Here is an 18,610-nt window from a genome sequence, read left to right on the forward strand (position 1 = left end):
AACGGCAATCCCCGGAGACGTCTGGCGGACCGATCCTACAGGGGGGACCCTGCCGGCGGGCCCGGTGCCCACGCGGGCCCCTCCCGGGGGCCCAAATAGTGGCCACCCCCCCGGGAGAAGGATCCCCAACGATGATACAATGTGGGCCAATCCTGCAATCGGTTTTCAATCATTCACATCATATATATGGAGTTTCCCATGTTCTGGACAGCAACAACCATATTCCTGGTGGCTTACGCGGTCATCATTTCCGAAAAAATCCACAAGACCAAGGTTGCCCTTTTCGGGGCCGCCCTGACCCTGATAACCAAAGTCCTTCTCCAGCACGAGGCCTTCCACGATATCGACCTTGGCGTTGACTGGAACGTCATCTTCCTGCTCATCTCCATGATGATCATCATCAACATCATGACAAAAACCGGGGTGTTCCAGTATGTGGCCATCAAATGCGCCAAAATCGCCAAGGGCGAGCCTTTCAAGATCATGGCCATTTTTGCGGTGATAACGGCCATTGGATCCGCCTTCCTGGACAATGTCACCACCGTGCTCCTGCTCGCTCCGGTCACCTTGCTCATTGCGGACCAGCTGGAAATAAATCCGATCCCCTATCTGATAACCGAGGCTCTGGCCTCGAACATCGGGGGAACGGCCACCCTCATCGGCGACCCGCCCAACATCATGATCGCGTCCAAGGCAGGCCTGAATTTCATGGATTTCATCATCCATCTAAGCCCCGCCATCATTATCATCTTTCTCATTTGGATGTTCGTCTGGAAACTTTTGTTCGGGAACAAGCTCCATGTGCGTGAGGAACTCAAAAAACGGGTAATGTCCCTGAACGAGAATGAGCAGATAAAGAATCCCCTTCTGCTCAAAAAGAGTCTCGTTGTCCTGGGGGCGACCATCCTCGGATTCATGCTCCACGGGTTCTTCCATTACGAGCCGGCCAGCGTCGCCCTCATGGGTGCGGCCACCCTGCTGCTCATCTCCGGCGAAGAGCCCCACGGCATCCTGGCCGAAGTGGAATGGCCGACCATCTTCTTTTTCATCGGACTGTTCATCATCATCGGCGGGATCGTCAAAGTCGGACTGGTCGCGGACATGTCAAAGGCGATGATCGCGGTGACCGATCCCAAACCCGACAACATGACCCTGCTTGCCATGGTCATGCTCTGGTTCTCGGCCATTGCATCGGCCATCGTGGACAACATCCCCTTCGTGGCCACCATGAACCCCCTGCTCATCGACATGATCCACAAAGTCTATGACGTAGCGCCGGGTGCGGCCTCAGCCGAACACATACGGCACGCAGCCATGATGCCCGTATGGTGGGCCCTGGCCCTGGGTGCCTGTCTGGGCGGCAACGGCTCCCCCATCGGTGCCTCTGCCAACGTAATCGTCGTGGGCATGAGCGAAAAGGCCGGCCACAAAATCACCTTCATGGAATTTTTGAAATACGGTCTTCCGGTGATGATCCTGACCGTATTCCTGGCCATGATCTATGTGTACGTACGGTACTACATACTGGGTTGGTAGAGGGAAAAAAGGATTCTATGCCCAGCACACACTACGCAGCACGCAGCATAGGGCAATCGGCACTCCAAAAATGATCGATGTTTTTTGAAAATGCATGCGGGCCGACAGAAATTTTTTTCTTTCGGCCCGCATAATAAATCAATTCGTAACTATTCAGGTCAAAATTTAACAGGAGCAACAGGTTGGAATGTATCGTTAAATTTGAGTGCCAGCCCGTAAATTTTACAGATTTAAGGATTTCAGAAATTTTAGAAATTGAAGACCTGGGCGATAACCGCTTGTAATTTCTTAAATCTCTTAAATTTCTTAAATTTGTAATTCTGATTCTTGGGGAAGGCAGGCTGAATAGCTATATCAATTCAAACAATACAAAATCCATGCATGTCAGTATATATTATATGTTCCTGCAAAAAATAAATTTTTGCAGGCAAGGTTAAGGGTTAAGTTGAAAGGGTTAAGTAAGATCAGGTTATTACAAAATATTCTTTTGAGCTTGGGCCTCGATTTTCGACTTTTTTGCATGAGCATCATATTACAAGATAACTACCAAGCAACAATCTGCGCACCGTGTACTGCGAACTGCGAACGTATTACAATCTACTACCATGTGCGGCGGACTCCCCTCCCTATCCCTTATTACATCACATCCCTGAACCCGACGGTATTTCCATGGAAATTCTGAGTCTGCGCGTCAAATTCCGCATCCTGATCACCGGTCTGGCCTGTTGCCTGATGGGCACCTTTCTGGTCACGGTCTGGCATCTGTACCACATTGATCGGTTGTTTTCCGAGGTGATCAACGAGGACATCGCCGCCCTGCAGTCCGCCGAGGAGCTCCAGACCGCCCTGGTCATGCAAAAAGGATTCGTGACATATTATTTTTTGCAGGGGACACCGCATTGGCTGGCCAAACTCGACCAATACCACGGGTCGTTCCAACAATGGCTCCAAAAGGCCAGGCAGACGAGCCAGAATTTTTCTTCCCGGGAGATCCTGGATACCATCGAATCCAAGTATCTCACCTATGCCATGGCCAGGGCCCAGGTCATCCAACTATACAGGGACGGGAGACGCGAGGAAGGGGCCAAGCTGCACTGGTCCGTGCGTAACCAGTTCTTCAACATTGTCGATCTGTGCGCCAAATACAAAAAAATCCACAAGACGAGTATCGACGAACATTTCAGCGAGGTCGCCAGACAAAAGCACCGATTGAACGTGGTCACGGGGAGTCTTTTTCTTATCGGAATAACCCTGGCCAGCGTTCTGGCGTTCATCATCTTCAATCGGGTCCTTGCCCCCGTACACGAGCTGGTCGTCTCCCTGCAAAAGACTTTGACCGATTCCTTTCCAGGGAGTAAAAATGAAATCATCCAGCTCAGCCGCCGGGTGAAGCGGTTGATCCGCAATGCCAATCTGACCCGGTCCCAGCTCGAGGAAAGCCGGGAGCATCTCCAGCAAACCGAAAAATTGGCCACCATCGGCAAGCTGGGGGCAGGAGTGGCCCACAGCGTGCGCAACCCCCTGACATCGGTCAAGATGCGCCTTTTTTCCCTGCAACGGTCCCTGGACCTCAATGATGTCCAGAGCGAGGATTTCGACGTTATCTCCGAAGAAATCCGTCACATCGACACAATCTTGAGCAACTTTCTGGAGTTTTCCCGACGTCCAAAACTCAAACCCCAACCAACAGAGCTGCGCGGGATCATCATCCTGGCCATCCAGCTGATGAAACACCGGCTCGAATCCTACGGGATAGCCATCACCACGGACATCGGCCCCAACCTTCCCCGGTTGATGCTCGATCAGGACCAGATAAAGGAAGTCCTGGTCAATCTTCTTGAAAATGCCTGTGACGTCATGCACGAGGGGGGAGAAATATTCATCGGTGCCAAGCAGGGGATCGTGGATCCCCTTGGTCACGTTGTCGTTTTGACTATCGATGACAACGGTCCTGGCATCTCTCCGGAGACCAAGGAAAAAGTCTTTCAGCCCTTTTTTAGTTCCAAGGAAGAAGGAACCGGACTGGGATTGAGCATTGCAAAGCGGATCATCGAGGACCACGACGGCTGGATCAGCGTCGCCTCGACTACTGGCGAGGGCACGACCTTCACCATAACCCTACCATGTTCCAGAAAATAGGAAGCCACTATGGAGAAGATACTCGTCGTCGACGACGATCCCCAATTGCGCCAGAGTTTCGAAAGGATCCTCCAGCAGGAATGCTATCACGTTCTCACCGCAGCTAGCGCCGAAAACGGGATCGCGGTGGTCCGATCGGACAAACCGGATCTGGTGATCATGGACTTCAGACTCCCGGGGATGACCGGATTGGAAGGATACAAAGAAATCCAAAAAATCGACGCAAAGCTTCCGGTGATCATAATGACCGCCTTTGGGACCACGGATACGGCCATCGAGGCCACCAAACTCGGGGCCTTTGACTACATCGTCAAACCCTTCGACATCCCGGATATCCTGGAACTGATCAAAAAGGGACTCGAGTCCGCGCGGTTCATGCGTTCCACGGTTCAGCTCGACGCAACCCTGGAATCGAGTGCGGGGGGGGATGTGATCATCGGTCGCAGCACCCCCATGCAGGATGTTTACAAGGCCATCGGCCGGGTGGCGCCGACAGACGCGACCGTCCTCATCCGTGGCGAATCCGGCACGGGCAAGGAACTCGCAGCCCGGGCAATCTACCAGCACAGTCTGCGCAACGAACGTCCGTTCCTGATCATCAATTGCGTGGCCATTCCGGAAACCCTGCTTGAAAGCGAACTCTTCGGCTATGAAAAGGGGGCCTTTACCGGCGCGACCACCCGGAAGGTGGGAAAGATAGAACAGGCCAATGGGGGAACGGTGTTCTTGGACGAAATCGGGGACATGCCCCTGTCCATCCAGGCCAAAATTTTACGCCTGCTCCAGGAAAGGAGCATCGAGCGTCTTGGGGGACGCCATCCCATTCCCGTGGATGTCCGGGTCATAGCGGCGACCAACAGAGATCTCGAAACATCTCTGTCCAAGGGGGCCTTCCGTGAAGACTTGTACTACAGACTCAAGGTGGTCACCCTGAACCTTCCCCCTCTACGGAACCGGGAATCGGACATCAAACTTCTGGCCGACTATTTCCTGCACAACTTTTCCCTGACCATGAATGGGCAAAATCCAGGGATCACCCAGGACGGGGTAACAAAACTACAAGAATATCCCTGGCCGGGTAACGTCCGGGAGCTCTCCAACGCCATCCAGAAGGCCCTCATATTCAACCGGGGCTGCCCCCTGACCGAAGAAGAAATCGACAAGGCCCTTTCATCGCCGAACCCGGGTACAACCGAATCCCACCCCCTGGATATCCAGGCGTGGACAAGACAGTCCCTTTGTTCCCTGAAAAAATCCTCGGCAACACCATATTCGGACATGATGGACCGCATGTCAGCAACCATCATTGGCGAAGCACTCAGGATCTGCCGGGGCAACCATTCCAAAACAGCAAAATATCTGGGCATCTCCAGGCCGACCCTGCTGGCGAAAATCGACAAGCTGGACATCACCACCCAAACGGTCGTCGCCCCATCCCCAAAACCATGATCCGGGCCCACGCATACCCAAAAGATTGCGTCCCCCCCCCCTTCAGTGTTTACATAGTGTCAACAAAACCAACACCGGGGAACAGGGGCCGGGGCGGACTCTTCTGCGGATACGTCTATACTGCCAACAAAAACGATAAGATATACCTCAACCATCCCTCCATGAACCATGGCACGCTCATTGCCACTGCAATCGGTATCATATCCACCATGTGCGGAGTTGTGCATGAAGACCATCGTCCTTGTCGAAGGGAACAAATACGTCCGTCAATTCATTTCCCGAGAGCTCCTGTCCCAGGGATACCGGACCCGGGAATTCAAAAACGGTCGGGAATTGCTCCGAGAATTGCACACCACGGGAGATGACGAGCCGATCGTCATCGAACGGGACCTTCCACGCATCGATATCCATCAGGCCATCTCGACCATCCGTAGGGTGCACCCCGACCAACCGATCATCGTCCATTCCTTTGACGACGAGAACGGTTTCGGTGGTGATCCAAACCTCTATGTGGCCAAGAAGCAGAGCGATCTGGCCGAACTGATCACGACCCTGAATTCTTGTTCGTCAACGACCGCGGATGGGCATGGTCGTAGACCTGCATGAGACGTTCGAGCTGGAGATGGGTGTAGCGTTGGGTGGTACTCAGGTGGGCATGGCCTAGGAGTTGTTGCACGCTGCGCAGGTCAGCGCCCGAGGACAGAAGATGGGTTGCGAAACTGTGGCGTAGCGCGTGGGGAGGGATGGTCTGGGGCAGTCCTGCCAGCGTGCACAGGTTTTTGATGATCCGCGAGGCCTGGCGTCGGTCGAGCCGACGGCCACGGGTGCCCAAAAAAAGGGCTGTTTCATTGGCAGAGGAGGAAAAAAAGGCGCGGCGCTCGAGATAGGTGGAGATACGTTCCAGAGAGATAGCGGTCAGGGGAACGATACGTTCCTTCTGCCCCTTGCCGGTGACCCGAACAAAGGATTGTCCGGGGTCAATATCCCCGACATCCAGACCGAGGGCCTCGCTTATACGCAGGCCCGACCCGTAGAGCAGTTCGACAAGGGCGAGATCGCGGAGTCCTTTGGGCGTCTTCTCCACCTGCACCTGCATGAGTTCCAGGGCCTGGTCGACATTCAAGAATGTCGGCTGTTGTTTTTTCTGCTTCGGGTTGTGCACACCGGAGCACGGATTGTGGTCAATGATGCCGCGCTTGATCAAAAAATTGAAAAAACCCCGGAGACTGGAAAGCTTTCTGGCCACGGACCCCGGGGTCCTTTTTTGGCGATGCAGATCAGCAACATAGGCCCGGACATGTTTTTTCCCAATACCTTCGGGACAGTCCATTTTCGCCCCTCGGGTCGTCAAGACCCTCTCGAACTGGGACAGATCGGTGGCGTACGCCCCAAGAGTGGCCTGGCTGTATCCCTGCTCGACCCGGAGATAATCAAGGTAGTCCGTCAAAAATTCAGGTGGATCGTCTGTCGAGGACATAGCTGCTCGCCTGGTTCTTCTTGGCCTGTTTCTTGAGATTCATGGCGATTTGCGAGGCCTGGCCATAATGTGTCAGCTTGCAATTGACATTGAAAACAACGGCCAGGGAAATGGCCATAAGAGGAAAATTCTGTTCCCTGCCCTGCCTGTTCTTGGACAGGATGCCTCCGCGGATCCTGTCCTCGCGGTCATAAAAATTGGGAACAATGGAGTCGAAATTTTCGATCAGACTCTTGCAGGCCGCCTCGGCCTTGTCCGCAGGCAGGGTGCACACAAAATCATCACCGCCCACGTGGCCGACAAAAGAATGCATCTGCGCGATCCCCCGGATACTGTTCACAATGACCCGTGCGGTCATCATGAGCACCTCGTCCCCGCGGGAAAAACCATACTTATCGTTGAAGGACTTGAAATGGTCCAGATCCGCATAGATGAGGGCGAAATCCTCCTTGGCGTCGATCAGGGTCTGGATCTTATGGATGATCGAAGTATTGCCCGGCAATTTGGTCAACGGACTGGCATCGAGTTCACGTGATCCACGCAGGACAGCGAGATCCAGACGGCTCTTGACCACATCACCTTTGACCGGCCGGACCAAAAAATCATCGATCTCCGCACTGGAAGCGGAAAGGGGAAGGTCCCTGTGGTCCAGACAAAGGACAACAGGGACCTGACGATAGACGTTCTCGCTCTTGATCAATCGGACCAGATCCTTCCCCTTGAAATCGGCCAGATCGTTATCCACCACCAACAAATCCGGCGGGCTGTGGAAGAGATACTCCATGGCCTCGGATCCACGGGAGAAAAACGTCCAGGAAACTTCGTCCTGGGGCCATAGGGCGCTCAATATTTCCCGGAGCTCGGCGTCCTGGGTGATCAGAAAAAAATGTTTCTTGCGTGAAAGGACCATCGGGGTTCCCTAAAAATCAGGATCAAAAAATAGCCAGTTCTTCAAACTCTTCCAGCAGATCGTCAAGGATCTTTTCAAGGAGAACGAAATCGATCCCCAAGCCCTTGAGCACTCCGGGATCGAGCATACTGACCTGGTCGTCGCCCCCGGAACCGATCTCGAAAACCCTGGTCAAGAAGTCCCCCACATGGACCACCTGGGCGACCTCGGGATAATGCTTGGCCAAGGAGGGGTTGTGGTGGAAAGCCAGCCCTTCTTTGAGCTTGAGAGGAAGGTTCCAATGCCCTGCCAACCACTGGTTGATCCGGTCATGGCCGAACCCCAGAACCTTGTTCTCGGCCTCGATGTAGGTCAGTCCCTCGTTATTGACCGCATCCCTGATCCCATCCTTGCATTCGGGCAACTGGACCACGGCCAGAACCTTACCGATATCGTGCAGCAGTCCTGCCACGGCAAACTCCTCCGGGTCCTTGAACCCGGCATGCTTGGCCACGGTCGAGCTGGCCAGGGCACACCCCATGCTATGGTCCCAGAGCCCCTTCATGCTCTCCTCCATCATATCGAAGACCGATGTGCTGATGATGATCCCCTTGATGACGTTGAAGCCCAAAAGAACCAGGGCATGCTGGATGGTCCCGATACGTCCCGGGAACCCGTAGATGGGAGAATTGACCATCTTGAGGACCTTGGCCGATAGGACCTGGTCCATGGAGATGACCCGCGCGATCTGTTCCGTGGAAGAATTGGGATCCTCGACAAGTTTGGAAACCTTGTTCAGGACGGTGGGCAGGGTGGGCAGATCCTTGACCGCCAGAAGCTTGCCCTTGTATTCGGTTCTCAGATCATCCATTATGCCTCCTCTTCCTCCGCTCCACGTTCAGCCATCTGTTCCACCGCCCCCTTGCGTGTGAAATAATCATCCAGGAATGTCCGGACCTCGGCCATGAACGGGTCTTTTCCCGCATGTCTGAAAAGATGCTCCAGACGCTCCTTGCGCCTGCCAAAGGATGTCCCAGCCCCGCCGCCATCCAGTTCGAGGGGGTGCCCCTGGACGACTATGGAACCGATGTCCATGTTTTTGAGACGCTCGATAAGGGTCTCGGTCAACACCGTCCCCCCTCCGACCAGGATCATACCGTTGTCCCGGGTGATAGGCTTTTCAAGCACCATGTCAGGCTCGGCAAGGACCAAGGGAATTTTTTGCATGGTTTCCAATCCGCTGTGTTTTTTCGTGACAAGCGACCCAACCGTTCCATCAGGACGCCGGGTCACTCGGTAATGGAGTAGATCTTGCCAGCATGCTGTTCAACCCTATCCAGGATCTCAAGCATGACGAGTGTATGACTTACCGCATTGGTCTCCCATCCAAGCAGTTGCGTCAAGGTATCGATGTGCAGTTTTCCATGCTCCCGCAAGCAATCGAGAACCCGGCGCTGGTGGTCGTCCAGGGCGGGATCGGGCGGCACGGATGTTTCCGGCGTCTGGAACGAGGGACCGGAGGACAGCTCCTGTTCCCCTCCACTGAGCAATGGACGGAGTTCTTCGAGCACGTCCTCCCCGGTCTGGACAAGCTTGGCCCCGGTCTGGATCAGTTCGTGGCATCCTTCGAATCCTTTGCCCACGGGTCCGGGAACGGCAAAGACCTCCCGATTGTGCTCAAGAGCGAGACGGGCCGTGATCAGGCTGCCGCTCTTGGCCGCGGCCTGTACAACGAGCACACCTAGGGACAATCCGCTTATGATCCGGTTCCTGTAGGGAAAATGACGCGGTTCGGGCAGAGTCCCAGGAGCAAACTCCGAGACGATCAGTCCTGACCCCAGAATGGGCTCCCATAAATCCTTGTTGGCAGCAGGATAGATGATGTCCAAACCGGTCCCGAGAACCGCAATGGTCGACCCCGGTTCCCTGGAACCCGTCTCATGGGCGATACGGTCCACGCCATGGGCGAATCCGGAAACGATGGTCAAGCCGGCCGCAGCGAGTTCCCTGCAAAGTTTCCCGGCCATGGACGCCGCATAGGACGTGCATTGGCGCGATCCCACAACGGCAAGGCAGGGACGCTTGAGCAGACATGGATTTCCCAGGCAATACAGAATGATCGGGGGATCACATATCTCCCCCAAACGCTCGGGGTATTCTTCTTCGCCATAAAGGACATAGACCATACCGGAACCATGGACAGCGTCACGTTCCTTGACGGCTTCCCGGGCCCATGTTTCCTCCCCAAAAGATCTGACCTGTCCCGCCGAGGCCACCCCGTCGCGGGTCCAGTGAGCACGGTTCCGGACCGCGCCCAGAGGTGACCCGAAATGATCGACAAGCCTTTTCCACGTGCGCGGGCCGATCCCCTTGGTGTGCCGGAGGGCCAGACCGGCGGAGAATTCGCTCTCCCTCGCGTGGGTATCGACCGTCGGCCAGAACCAGGCATGTGCTGTTCCTTGCATCGGACGACCGCCGCTACCGCAACCCGGGAAACCGCTTTTCAGCCAGACCAACGGCCCGGGTCCCCGGATATTCATTCGTGAGAATGCCCATGTAGAATCCGGCGTTTTGCCGGTCCCCCAGTCGCACGTAACAGGCTATGATCTTGAACAGGGCATCTGGGGCCTTGTCGTCCTTGGGATATTTCTCCGGGACCTTTTTAAAGGCCAGAATGGCCCGGTCGAAACGCTGCTGGGAATAATAGGTCTCTCCGATCCAATACAAAACGTTGGGCTGGAGCGGTGTGTTGGGATAATTTTTGGCAAAGGTTTCCAGGGTTTTTCTGGCGGCAAGTGGTTTGCCCTTTTCCAATAAATCGAGACCTTTCTGGTATGTTTCACCGCCCCCCGGCCCGGCAGCAGGGTCCACTGGTTTCTTTTTGGGGCATGGGGCAGGGTCGTCTGTGCGCGGATTTGGCCCCGCGTCGTGAAGATCGGCGTTCTCCATGCTGCCAAGCCCTTCTGGACCCACAGCCGGTGCGGACATGGTTCCGACCTCTAGCGCAATATTGGCCACATCCATACGCAGCCCGTCAATGCGGGCTGACAACTCGCCCATTTCTTGCAGAATGCGACGGCGGTCCTCTTTGGCCTCCCGTTGCTCTTCCTCGAGACCCGCCAACCCGTCGGTCACCCTTGCTTCAAAGGGGGCTCTTGTATTGGCACACCCAGAAACCATGGCAAGATAGCAAAACATTGCCGCGATCAAATATGAGAACCGCATAATCCTTCTCCGATTTTGAATGGTTATCCCCCATCAATAGGACAAGAACCATAAATTTTCAAGGAAAGGACTATAGGAATCCTTGATAATCAGGGCATTTTCGGGCACAAGCCGTCCACATTGGCATGCACCGTCCATCCACGGCATTGCAGTTCAGCCAAAGCTATACTGGAAGGTCCGGTCTTCAATAGAACCGATGTACGTTCCAATCCCAAAGGATCACCAGTCCACGGATCCAACGGTCCATTGCCCGGTGGACAGAGCCCCCCGTATCGGTCCATGACCAAAACCCAGCAATTCCCGGTGAAAATAGCCATAAATGCCATCATTCCGGATAGATTCGTACAAGGGGCGATTCGAATCGCCCGTTTTTTCAAGCCCGGGAGGCGAGAAAAAATAATGGGTTGGGCACGGGTCTTACCGGACCGGGATATCCCGACCAGAGCCCACCGGTACTCACAGGTTATAACTTATCCCGCACAGGATACAGGCCCCGGGCAATACTATCGGCCCCTGTCGCACAGCCATATCAATCACGACAAAGGAGCGTTTCCATGGGTAACCAGCTCTTGTTCCCCCAGGCATCTCTTGCAGCATTAGTGTTCTTCGTGTTTGCCGGATTTTGGGGGACCTTTATCATTGCATTTGTCTGCGAAATCGCAGGACGGATGAACAAACGTATTTTTCTGGATAAACTGGCCATGCAGATGGCCCGCCTAGGCACTCTCATACATATTGGTACATGGCTCGGTCTTGGCGCGTTGACCCTGGGGCTGTTATATACCCAAACCGACATTGTCGTCCCCTTGCGGGAACATCCCCGGGTCCTCCTAGCAACCCTGGGACTGGCCCTTATAGGCACCGGGGTGCTCATCACCTATTTCGCCACCTGGAAACGACTCAGGAAAGAAAAGAAGCCCGTCCACATGGCCATCGGGCTCGTCGGGCTCGTCTTGACCAAACCCCTTTTCTGGATACCCGCACTGGCCGTGCGGTCCCTGGCCCTCGGCGAACAGGGACCGATCTGGCCATCCATCCCACCTATCGGATCCATGCTTTGGGCCGTGGGGATCCAATGGGCTTTTCTGGCCATAAGCATGTCCGCTGTGCTCGGTTCCATCTATCTGCTTTTCAGACGCAACCGTGATGATTTTGGCCGTGATTACTATAAATTTGCACTCCCGGTCTGTGCCAAATGGGCGCTGTTTCCCTTTTTTGGTGTACTCATCACCTGTATGTGGATATCGTTGCTGGCCCAATCAAGTGTGGAAATTCCGGGATCCACCGCCCTCACGACGGCCCTCGCAACACGTGCGGCCAGCATTATTCTATGCGTGGGCATCTGGCTTCTGATCATGAAAAGCGCTACCCCGCTCCGTTACAAGGGCATGGTCTTCGTGAGCGGACTTCTATCCTGGGTCTTCCTCCTTGCAACCATAGCAGCCCTGTGGGAAATCATTGGAAAATATTCCGGGCTGTACATCCCCCACACGTTTATCGCCGACATACTGACCTATTTCGGGATCGGTTGAGAAGAATGGCACGCATGCAACAAGGTCCGGCTCATTACCAATGAACCGGACCTTGTTTTTTTGATCCCCATACAATGGTCAGGGGAAAGTCTGTGGGCAAAACCATTCACTGGATCACGGAGGTATTGGACTCCGCAAGAATGACCAACCCGGTCTTGCAAATCCCCTCACAGACACTGATAAAATCGGGATCCTCCCCATAGCGGGCAAATACCGTGACCGGCCCGCCGTCACGGAACCCGAAGGCATCCACGGTCTTGCGCCCGTTCATATTCCTGATGTCCACGGCCCATCCCATCTGATCGAGTTTCTCCACGATCTTCCAGGCGTCTCCAAGATATGGGACATCATCGAGCCCCCCAAGCTCCACGGCAAACCTCTCCGCGACCATGGCCAGCAATTCCTTTGCGCCCAGGCCCAAAATTTCACTACGTAGCATATCTGTCCTCACTTGTTTGGATTTTTCGGAAACCACCATCTTCTCCAACCGACAGCATGTCCAGTAAAATCATGGGACGATGTGCGCCAGTTGCGTTCCAGTATACCCCGCCCTCCGACGACATCCACAACGGAAAGCGGGCATACGCAACACTCCCCATTGACGCTTGATACCAACCCGGCTATGAACATTCACCCATTGCCCGGGTGGCGGAATTGGTAGACGCAAGGGACTTAAAATCCCTCGGTCGCAAGGCTGTACGGGTTCAAGTCCCGTCCCGGGTACCAGAATACAAATAAGGACTTAGAGAGAATTCATTGCGAATCTCTCTAGGTCCTTTTTTTGTGAAAAGCTGTTTTGGTACAAGGATGGTACAAGATTTTTGGCTGGAGATGCGTCCGGATTACGACCGAGCCATGTTCCGGAGTCGCTGGATCCTCTCAGAGGTCGGGGGGTGGGTGCTGAAGAGCTTGGCCACGGACATGCCGGCAAAAGGATTGACGATAAACATGTGTTCTGTGGCCGGATTACCGTGTTCCAAGGGGACCTGCTTGCTGTAGGCATCGAGTTTTTCCAGGGCATTGGCCAGGTAGTTGGGATTTCCGGACAGTTGTGCACCTGTTTCATCGGCCAAGAACTCCCTTGAACGGGAAATGGCCATCTGGATAAGAGAGGCCGCTATGGGGGCGATCAAGGCCAAGACAAAGGCAAAAAGCGGATTGCCGCCCTCTTCGTCATCGCCCCCCCCGAATCCGAACAGCGTGGCCCACTTGACCATATTGGCCACGATCATGATCGCTCCAGCCAGCGTGGCGGCCACGGATTGGATGAGGATATCCCGATTCTTGACATGTCCCATCTCATGGGCCAGCACCCCTTTGACCTCCTCGGGAGACAGAGCCTGTAGGAGTCCCCGGGTCACGGCCACGACCGCATGCTTGGGATCTCGTCCTGTGGCAAAGGCGTTGGGGGTGTTCTCGGGGACAAGGACCACTCTAGGCTTGGGCAAACCGGCCCGATGGGAGAGTTCGTCAACGATGGCATGGACCATGGGGGCGTCGGATGGGGCCAAATCCACGGCCTTGTACATGGACAGGACGATCTTGTCCGAATACCAGTAACTCCCCACATTCATGACCATGGCCAGCATAAAGGCGACGACCATCCCGGTCTGCCCGCCCAGAAGACGCCCGAACAGAATGATCAAGGCGGTAAGGGCCGCCAAAAGAACCCCCGTACGTAATTGCGAACTCAAATCAATCCCTCCGCTTATTTGCTATAAATCGGTAACCACCTGAAACCTAAAACGTAAAACCTAAAACATAGAACCGCCCTCACCCCTCTTGGATCTCGATACGCCTGCCGGTCTTTTTTCTGTCTTTTTTGGGGATAGCCACGGTCAGAATGCCCTTTTGCATGGTGGCCTTGATACCGGCCACATCGGCATTTCCGGGCAGATCGAACCGTCTGGCAAAGGGACCGTACGATCGCTCCAGGACATGATAGGCGTTACCGCCGATATCCTTTTCGTGCCGCCTCTCCCCGAACACGATCAGTTCGCGCCCAAAAATCTCCATGTTGACAGCATCCCGCTCCATCCCTGACAATTCGACCTGGATCACATACCCGTCAGTGTTCTCGTAGACATCTGCAACCGGCTTGAAATGGGCCTGACGTTCCCTGGACAAATACGTAGATCGCCCCTGATTGTGGTCATCATCCATCATCCTGCCAATCTCATCCTTCATGGCCTGGATCTCGAGCCAGGGATTACGCGTAAACTTGGCCATCGAACTATCTCCTTATACAAACGATCACGGTTTTCAGAGCATACTGGAAAAGACAGACACATCCCGGGTATCCGTTTGATTTCTAACCATCTCACTGCCTGTGTCAACGGGAGATCGTCGTTTCGCTTTGCCGTAAATTCCCTTGACATTTTGCAAAATATACTAAAAGTAATTACTACCAATAACAAAGAGGTTCCTATGGATCCAACCCCCCCTACAAGACGCCTGACCAAACAACGCAAGATCATCCTGGAAAAACTGCGCCAAATCACCTCCCATCCCACGGCGGACGAGGTTTACGACATGGTCCGCAAGGAGCTGCCAAAAATCAGCCTTGGGACGGTCTATCGCAACCTCGAGGTGCTCAGCTCAGACGGCCATATCCAGACCGTTCGCGCTCCTGGAGGACAGAAACGGTTCGATGGGGACGCGACACCACACCACCATGTCGTGTGCATCCAATGCGGTGCGGTCGGCGACGTGTTCAACGCCACTGACTCTCCTGTCGATCAGTCCGGCATGGTTTCCTCATTTACTATCCTTGGACAGACGACCTTTTTTTACGGTCTCTGTCCGAGCTGCCAAAAACAAAAATTGGTTCAGCCTACTGGGGATATGCAATAAATTCGATCAGCCCTATTGCACCGGACCAGTTTTTTACTTATATACCCCTTTATTCCTATTGTAGACAATCAAAAACCGAACGGAGATTCCCATGAGCTCGATCAAAGGAACAAAAACCGAAAAGAATCTGCTGACCGCCTTTGCCGGAGAAGCCCAGGCCAGGAATCGCTACGACTACTTCGCGAGCAAGGCCAAAAAGGACGGGTATGTCCAGGTCTCTCAGATCTTTGCCGAGACCGCTCTACAGGAAAAGGAGCATGCCAAGCGTCTGTTCAAGTTCATGGAAGGCGGGGATGTGGAGATCCAGGCCGACTATCCCTGTGGGGGTATGGGAACCACCGAGGAAAATCTTAGGGCCGCTGCCAGTGGTGAACACCACGAACACGAGAGCATGTATCCCGAATTTGCCGACACCGCGCAGGAAGAGGGGTTTCCCATGATCGCCGCAGCCATGCGCAGCATAGCCATCGCCGAGAAGCAGCATGAAAAAAGGTTTTTGGATCTCGCGGAAAACATCGAGCAGGGCCGGGTGTTCAAGCGGGAGGAAAAGGTTGTCTGGCGGTGTATCAACTGTGGTTTCATCATCGAGACCACCGAGCCCCCTGCCAAGTGCCCTGCCTGCGACCACGAGCAAAAATATTTCGAACTGCTGGGAGAAAACTGGTAAACACAGCCGCACAAATAATCGTTATACATGCAGGGTACCAAAGGATGTTTTTGCAGCCCCTCCCGGGGGGCCGCAAAAACAGGCGATTCTTGAGGGGATCGCCCCTGCAGGACTTTTGAGTAATAGGGCTATAGATTTTTTTGCCTACGTGCTTGAAAAGAAGCGGAAAACTCTCTGCATACCAACCACCAACATGCGAGGTAAACCATGGCCAATCCCGAAGAGATGTACCGTTGTCAGACCGTTAATTGCGGCTATGTCTACGATCCCGACCGGGGTGACCGCAAGGGCAAGATCCCCAAGGGAACCAAGTTCGAAGACCTGCCGGAGGACTGGAAATGTCCCATCTGCGGGGCTTCGAAAAAATCCTTCCGCCCCCTTGCAGGTCCGGATTCTGTGGGATAGGGTGAATACCTCGTCTTTCAATTCCATCCACAAGGAGAACTCTCGACATGGACAAGTATATTTGTACTGTTTGCGGCTACGTCTACGACCCCGCTGAAGGTGATCCCGATACCGACATCGCCCCCGGAACCGCTTTTGCCGATATTCCCGAGGACTGGGTCTGCCCCGTCTGCGGCGCAGACAAGGACGCGTTCGCCCCGGAAGCGTAACATCGAACATCGGCTCCCCGGAGTTCTGTCCTGCAGAATTCCGGGGAACGTTTTTTCAAGGTGTTAGGTTTTATGTTTTAGGTTTTAGGTAAAAACCTTCGCGCCCTTCACGATGAAAAAATCTTGTAATTATCAGATTACCAGTAGGGGCAGGCCCCCGTACCGGCCCCTACAGAATCGTAACGAGATAATCCCAACACAGCGTCTTCCCCTTAATCCTCCTCACGTACCCCTTAAAACCTAAAACATAAAACCTAACACCTAAAACATAAAACCAACCATCTGGAGTTCTTATGGCTGTCGTGCAAATAAAAGACAACGTCTACTGGGTCGGAGCCATCGACTGGAACGACCATGATTTCCATGGGTATTCCACCGCGCCCAAGGGAACCACCTACAACGCCTATCTGGTCATCGACGACAAGATCACCCTTTTCGACACGGTCAAGGAAGAGTTCAAGATGGACCTCTATCATCAGATACGCAGTCTGGTGAAGCTCGAGGACATCGACTATATCGTGGCCAACCACATGGAGCCCGACCACTCCGGCGCCCTTTCCTGGATCATGGAACAGGTCAAACCGGAAAAGCTGTTCTGCTCCAAGATGGGCAAAAAAGCACTGCTCGAACTCTACCACCATGAAGAGTGGCCCTACGAGGTCGTGGGCAACAACGATTCCATCTCCCTGGGCAAGAAAACGGTCAAATTCTTGGAAACCCGCATGGTCCACTGGCCCGATTCCATGTTCTCCTATATCCCCGAAGACAAGCTGCTCATCTCCCAGGATGCCTTTGGCCAGAACCTGGCCTCGGTGGAACGGTTCGACGACGGGGTGGATCTCGACGCCCTCATGGACGAGACGAGCTTCTACTACGCAAACATCGTCCTCCCCTACTCCCCCCAGGTCCGCAAGGTCTTTGAAAACCTGGGCAAGACCGGCTGGGAAATCGACATGATCGCACCGGACCACGGCGTTGTCTGGCGCTCCCACGTGGACAAGATCCTTGAGGCCTATGACCGGTACAGCCGTCAGGTCACGGACAAGAAGGCGGTCATCGTCTACGACACCATGTGGCACAGCACGGAAAAAATGGGCAAGGCCATCGGCGAAGGGCTGAGCGACGAAGGGATCAGCTACAAACTCATGCATCTCAAGGCCTACCACCACAGCCAGGTCATGGGCGAACTGGCCGATGCCACGGCCGTGATCTGCGGATCGTCCACCCACAACAACGGCATCCTGCCCCTGGTGGCGGACTTTTTGACGTATATGAAAGGTCTCCGGCCCGTGGGTCGTGTGGGCGCAGCCTTTGGTTCCTACGGCTGGAGCGGAGAATCCGTAAAGCATATCACGGAATCCATGGAATCGGCCAAGATCGAGATGGTCGGCGAAGGCATCCGTGTCAGAAACCGGCCCACCCACGAAGATCTGGCCGCATGCCGCGAACTCGGCCGATCCGTGGGCAAGGCCGTCCAAGAAAAGCTTGCAGCCAATGAATAAAACATCAAACGACAACCGCTCCCTGCCCGGCCGCACGGTCAAAAAGGCGGTCTTCGGCATCCTCGGCAGCGAAGACTGGGAAGACCGCCTTGCCGAACTGGACGACTACCCACCCGAAAAGGTCATCGGGCCCCTGTTCTCGGCACTGTGCAACAGCGATCCCTTGATCCGCTGGCATGCCATTACCGGGTTCGGCCGGATTATGGTCACCCTGACGGCCCAGGCCCCTGAGCGGGGCAGGGTCATCATGCGTAGATTCATCTGGAACCTGAACGACGAATCCGGGGGCATCGGCTGGGGCGCGCCCGAAGCCATGGGAGAGATCATGGCCAACGAGCCCACGCTGGCCAAGGAGTTCTACCCGGTGCTCATGCACTACATCTTTGACCGGGACGGCAAGCCGGACTGCTTTCTCGAGCATATACCCCTGCGCCGGGGTGCCTTCTGGGGCATTGGAAGATTGCTTGAAAAACGGCCCGATCTTTCTCCCAAGGCACTCCCCCTACTGGTCAGGCAGCTGGAGCGTGAAGACGATCCCGAAATCATCGGCCTGGCCGTGCGGGCACTCGGATTCATCAACGACATGAACGCCAAGAGCGCCGTCACCCGGTTCACCGAGGATCCCCGGGAGATTGAGGTGTATATCGACCGCAAACTCCAAACCACGACCATCGGCAAACTGGCCCGCAGGGGACTCGACGCAAAGCCAAAGCCCCTGTAACGGCAG

20 protein-coding genes and 1 tRNA gene are annotated in these 18,610 nt (G+C 54.6%); 12 read left to right on the top strand and 9 right to left on the bottom strand.

The window, feature by feature from the left end; genetic code table 11:
• Window positions 1-198 precede the first annotated feature (198 nt).
• The 4 genes from ACY692_RS06520 to ACY692_RS06535 all read left to right on the top strand — a co-directional run bounded on the left by ACY692_RS06520 (window position 199) and on the right by ACY692_RS06535 (window position 5,730).
• Window positions 199-1,536, top strand: a complete 1,338-nt coding sequence (locus tag ACY692_RS06520) for an ArsB/NhaD family transporter (protein WP_462324542.1) — start codon at window positions 199-201, stop codon at window positions 1,534-1,536.
• A 669-nt stretch (window positions 1,537-2,205) separates the two neighbouring features.
• A complete protein-coding gene (locus tag ACY692_RS06525) occupies window positions 2,206-3,675 on the top strand; it encodes an ATP-binding protein (protein WP_462324543.1) in 1,470 nt (489 codons plus the stop codon).
• Between the two features lie 9 nt (window positions 3,676-3,684).
• A complete protein-coding gene (locus ACY692_RS06530) occupies window positions 3,685-5,124 on the top strand; it encodes a sigma-54-dependent transcriptional regulator (protein WP_462324544.1) in 1,440 nt (479 codons plus the stop codon).
• Between the two features lie 225 nt (window positions 5,125-5,349).
• The gene (locus ACY692_RS06535; RefSeq protein WP_462324545.1) at window positions 5,350-5,730 is read left to right on the top strand and encodes a response regulator; all 381 of its coding nucleotides are present in this window, start codon (window positions 5,350-5,352) and stop codon (window positions 5,728-5,730) included.
• Here ACY692_RS06535 and xerC read toward each other — a convergent pair.
• The 6 genes from xerC to ybgF all read right to left on the bottom strand — a co-directional run bounded on the left by xerC (window position 5,669) and on the right by ybgF (window position 10,715).
• The gene (gene xerC / locus ACY692_RS06540) at window positions 5,669-6,601 is read right to left on the bottom strand and encodes a tyrosine recombinase XerC (protein WP_462324546.1); all 933 of its coding nucleotides are present in this window, start codon (window positions 6,599-6,601) and stop codon (window positions 5,669-5,671) included. The two genes, ACY692_RS06535 and xerC, sit on opposite strands and share 62 nt — an antisense overlap.
• A complete protein-coding gene (locus ACY692_RS06545; RefSeq protein ID WP_462324547.1) occupies window positions 6,576-7,511 on the bottom strand; it encodes a GGDEF domain-containing protein in 936 nt (311 codons plus the stop codon). The genes xerC and ACY692_RS06545 overlap by 26 nt, the downstream gene beginning before the upstream one ends.
• A 22-nt stretch (window positions 7,512-7,533) precedes the next feature.
• Complete coding sequence (locus ACY692_RS06550; RefSeq protein WP_462324586.1) at window positions 7,534-8,364, bottom strand: HDOD domain-containing protein; 831 nt, start codon at window positions 8,362-8,364, stop codon at window positions 7,534-7,536.
• Window positions 8,361-8,717, bottom strand: a complete 357-nt coding sequence (locus ACY692_RS06555; protein WP_462324548.1) for a hypothetical protein — start codon at window positions 8,715-8,717, stop codon at window positions 8,361-8,363. The genes ACY692_RS06550 and ACY692_RS06555 overlap by 4 nt, the downstream gene beginning before the upstream one ends.
• A 62-nt stretch (window positions 8,718-8,779) precedes the next feature.
• Window positions 8,780-9,955 (bottom strand): DNA-processing protein DprA, encoded by a 1,176-nt coding sequence (gene dprA / locus ACY692_RS06560; RefSeq protein WP_462324549.1) that lies wholly within the window; start codon window positions 9,953-9,955, stop codon window positions 8,780-8,782.
• A gap of 13 nt (window positions 9,956-9,968) precedes the next feature.
• Window positions 9,969-10,715 carry a tol-pal system protein YbgF gene (ybgF, locus tag ACY692_RS06565; RefSeq protein WP_462324550.1) on the bottom strand — a complete coding sequence of 249 codons (747 nt, stop codon included), beginning with the start codon at window positions 10,713-10,715 and terminating at the stop codon, window positions 9,969-9,971.
• A gap of 554 nt (window positions 10,716-11,269) precedes the next feature.
• On the opposite strand from ybgF, the gene ACY692_RS06570 reads away from it, so the two are divergent.
• Complete coding sequence (locus ACY692_RS06570; protein ID WP_462324551.1) at window positions 11,270-12,247, top strand: hypothetical protein; 978 nt, start codon at window positions 11,270-11,272, stop codon at window positions 12,245-12,247.
• A 106-nt stretch (window positions 12,248-12,353) separates the two neighbouring features.
• Here the strand turns inward: ACY692_RS06570 and ACY692_RS06575 are convergent, their stop codons facing one another.
• Window positions 12,354-12,686 (bottom strand): hypothetical protein, encoded by a 333-nt coding sequence (locus ACY692_RS06575; RefSeq protein ID WP_462324552.1) that lies wholly within the window; start codon window positions 12,684-12,686, stop codon window positions 12,354-12,356.
• A 200-nt stretch (window positions 12,687-12,886) separates the two neighbouring features.
• Here ACY692_RS06575 and ACY692_RS06580 point away from each other — a divergent pair.
• Window positions 12,887-12,973, top strand: a tRNA-Leu gene (locus ACY692_RS06580).
• Between the two features lie 116 nt (window positions 12,974-13,089).
• Here ACY692_RS06580 and htpX read toward each other — a convergent pair.
• Both htpX and ACY692_RS06590 read right to left on the bottom strand, forming a co-directional pair.
• A complete protein-coding gene (gene htpX, locus ACY692_RS06585; protein WP_462324553.1) occupies window positions 13,090-13,941 on the bottom strand; it encodes a zinc metalloprotease HtpX in 852 nt (283 codons plus the stop codon).
• A gap of 79 nt (window positions 13,942-14,020) precedes the next feature.
• Complete coding sequence (locus ACY692_RS06590; protein ID WP_462324554.1) at window positions 14,021-14,476, bottom strand: Hsp20/alpha crystallin family protein; 456 nt, start codon at window positions 14,474-14,476, stop codon at window positions 14,021-14,023.
• Window positions 14,477-14,674: 198 nt separating this feature from the next.
• On the opposite strand from ACY692_RS06590, the gene ACY692_RS06595 reads away from it, so the two are divergent.
• The 6 genes from ACY692_RS06595 (at window position 14,675) to ACY692_RS06620 (ending at window position 18,604) form a co-directional block, all read left to right on the top strand.
• Complete coding sequence (locus ACY692_RS06595; protein ID WP_462324555.1) at window positions 14,675-15,100, top strand: Fur family transcriptional regulator; 426 nt, start codon at window positions 14,675-14,677, stop codon at window positions 15,098-15,100.
• A 91-nt stretch (window positions 15,101-15,191) separates the two neighbouring features.
• Window positions 15,192-15,767 (top strand): rubrerythrin, encoded by a 576-nt coding sequence (gene rbr, locus ACY692_RS06600; protein WP_462324556.1) that lies wholly within the window; start codon window positions 15,192-15,194, stop codon window positions 15,765-15,767.
• A 207-nt stretch (window positions 15,768-15,974) separates the two neighbouring features.
• Window positions 15,975-16,172 carry a rubredoxin gene (locus tag ACY692_RS06605; RefSeq protein WP_462324557.1) on the top strand — a complete coding sequence of 66 codons (198 nt, stop codon included), beginning with the start codon at window positions 15,975-15,977 and terminating at the stop codon, window positions 16,170-16,172.
• Window positions 16,173-16,219: 47 nt separating this feature from the next.
• Entirely contained in the window at window positions 16,220-16,381 is a 162-nt protein-coding gene (rd, locus tag ACY692_RS06610; protein WP_462324558.1) for a rubredoxin, read from the top strand.
• 293 nt (window positions 16,382-16,674) lie between these two features.
• Entirely contained in the window at window positions 16,675-17,883 is a 1,209-nt protein-coding gene (locus ACY692_RS06615; protein WP_462324559.1) for an FprA family A-type flavoprotein, read from the top strand.
• On the top strand, window positions 17,876-18,604 hold the full coding sequence (locus tag ACY692_RS06620; RefSeq protein WP_462324560.1) for a DVU0298 family protein: 729 nt from the start codon (window positions 17,876-17,878) through the stop codon (window positions 18,602-18,604). The genes ACY692_RS06615 and ACY692_RS06620 overlap by 8 nt, the downstream gene beginning before the upstream one ends.
• The last annotated feature ends 6 nt before the right edge of the window (window positions 18,605-18,610 follow it).

This window comes from Desulfoplanes sp. (assembly GCF_054921335.1).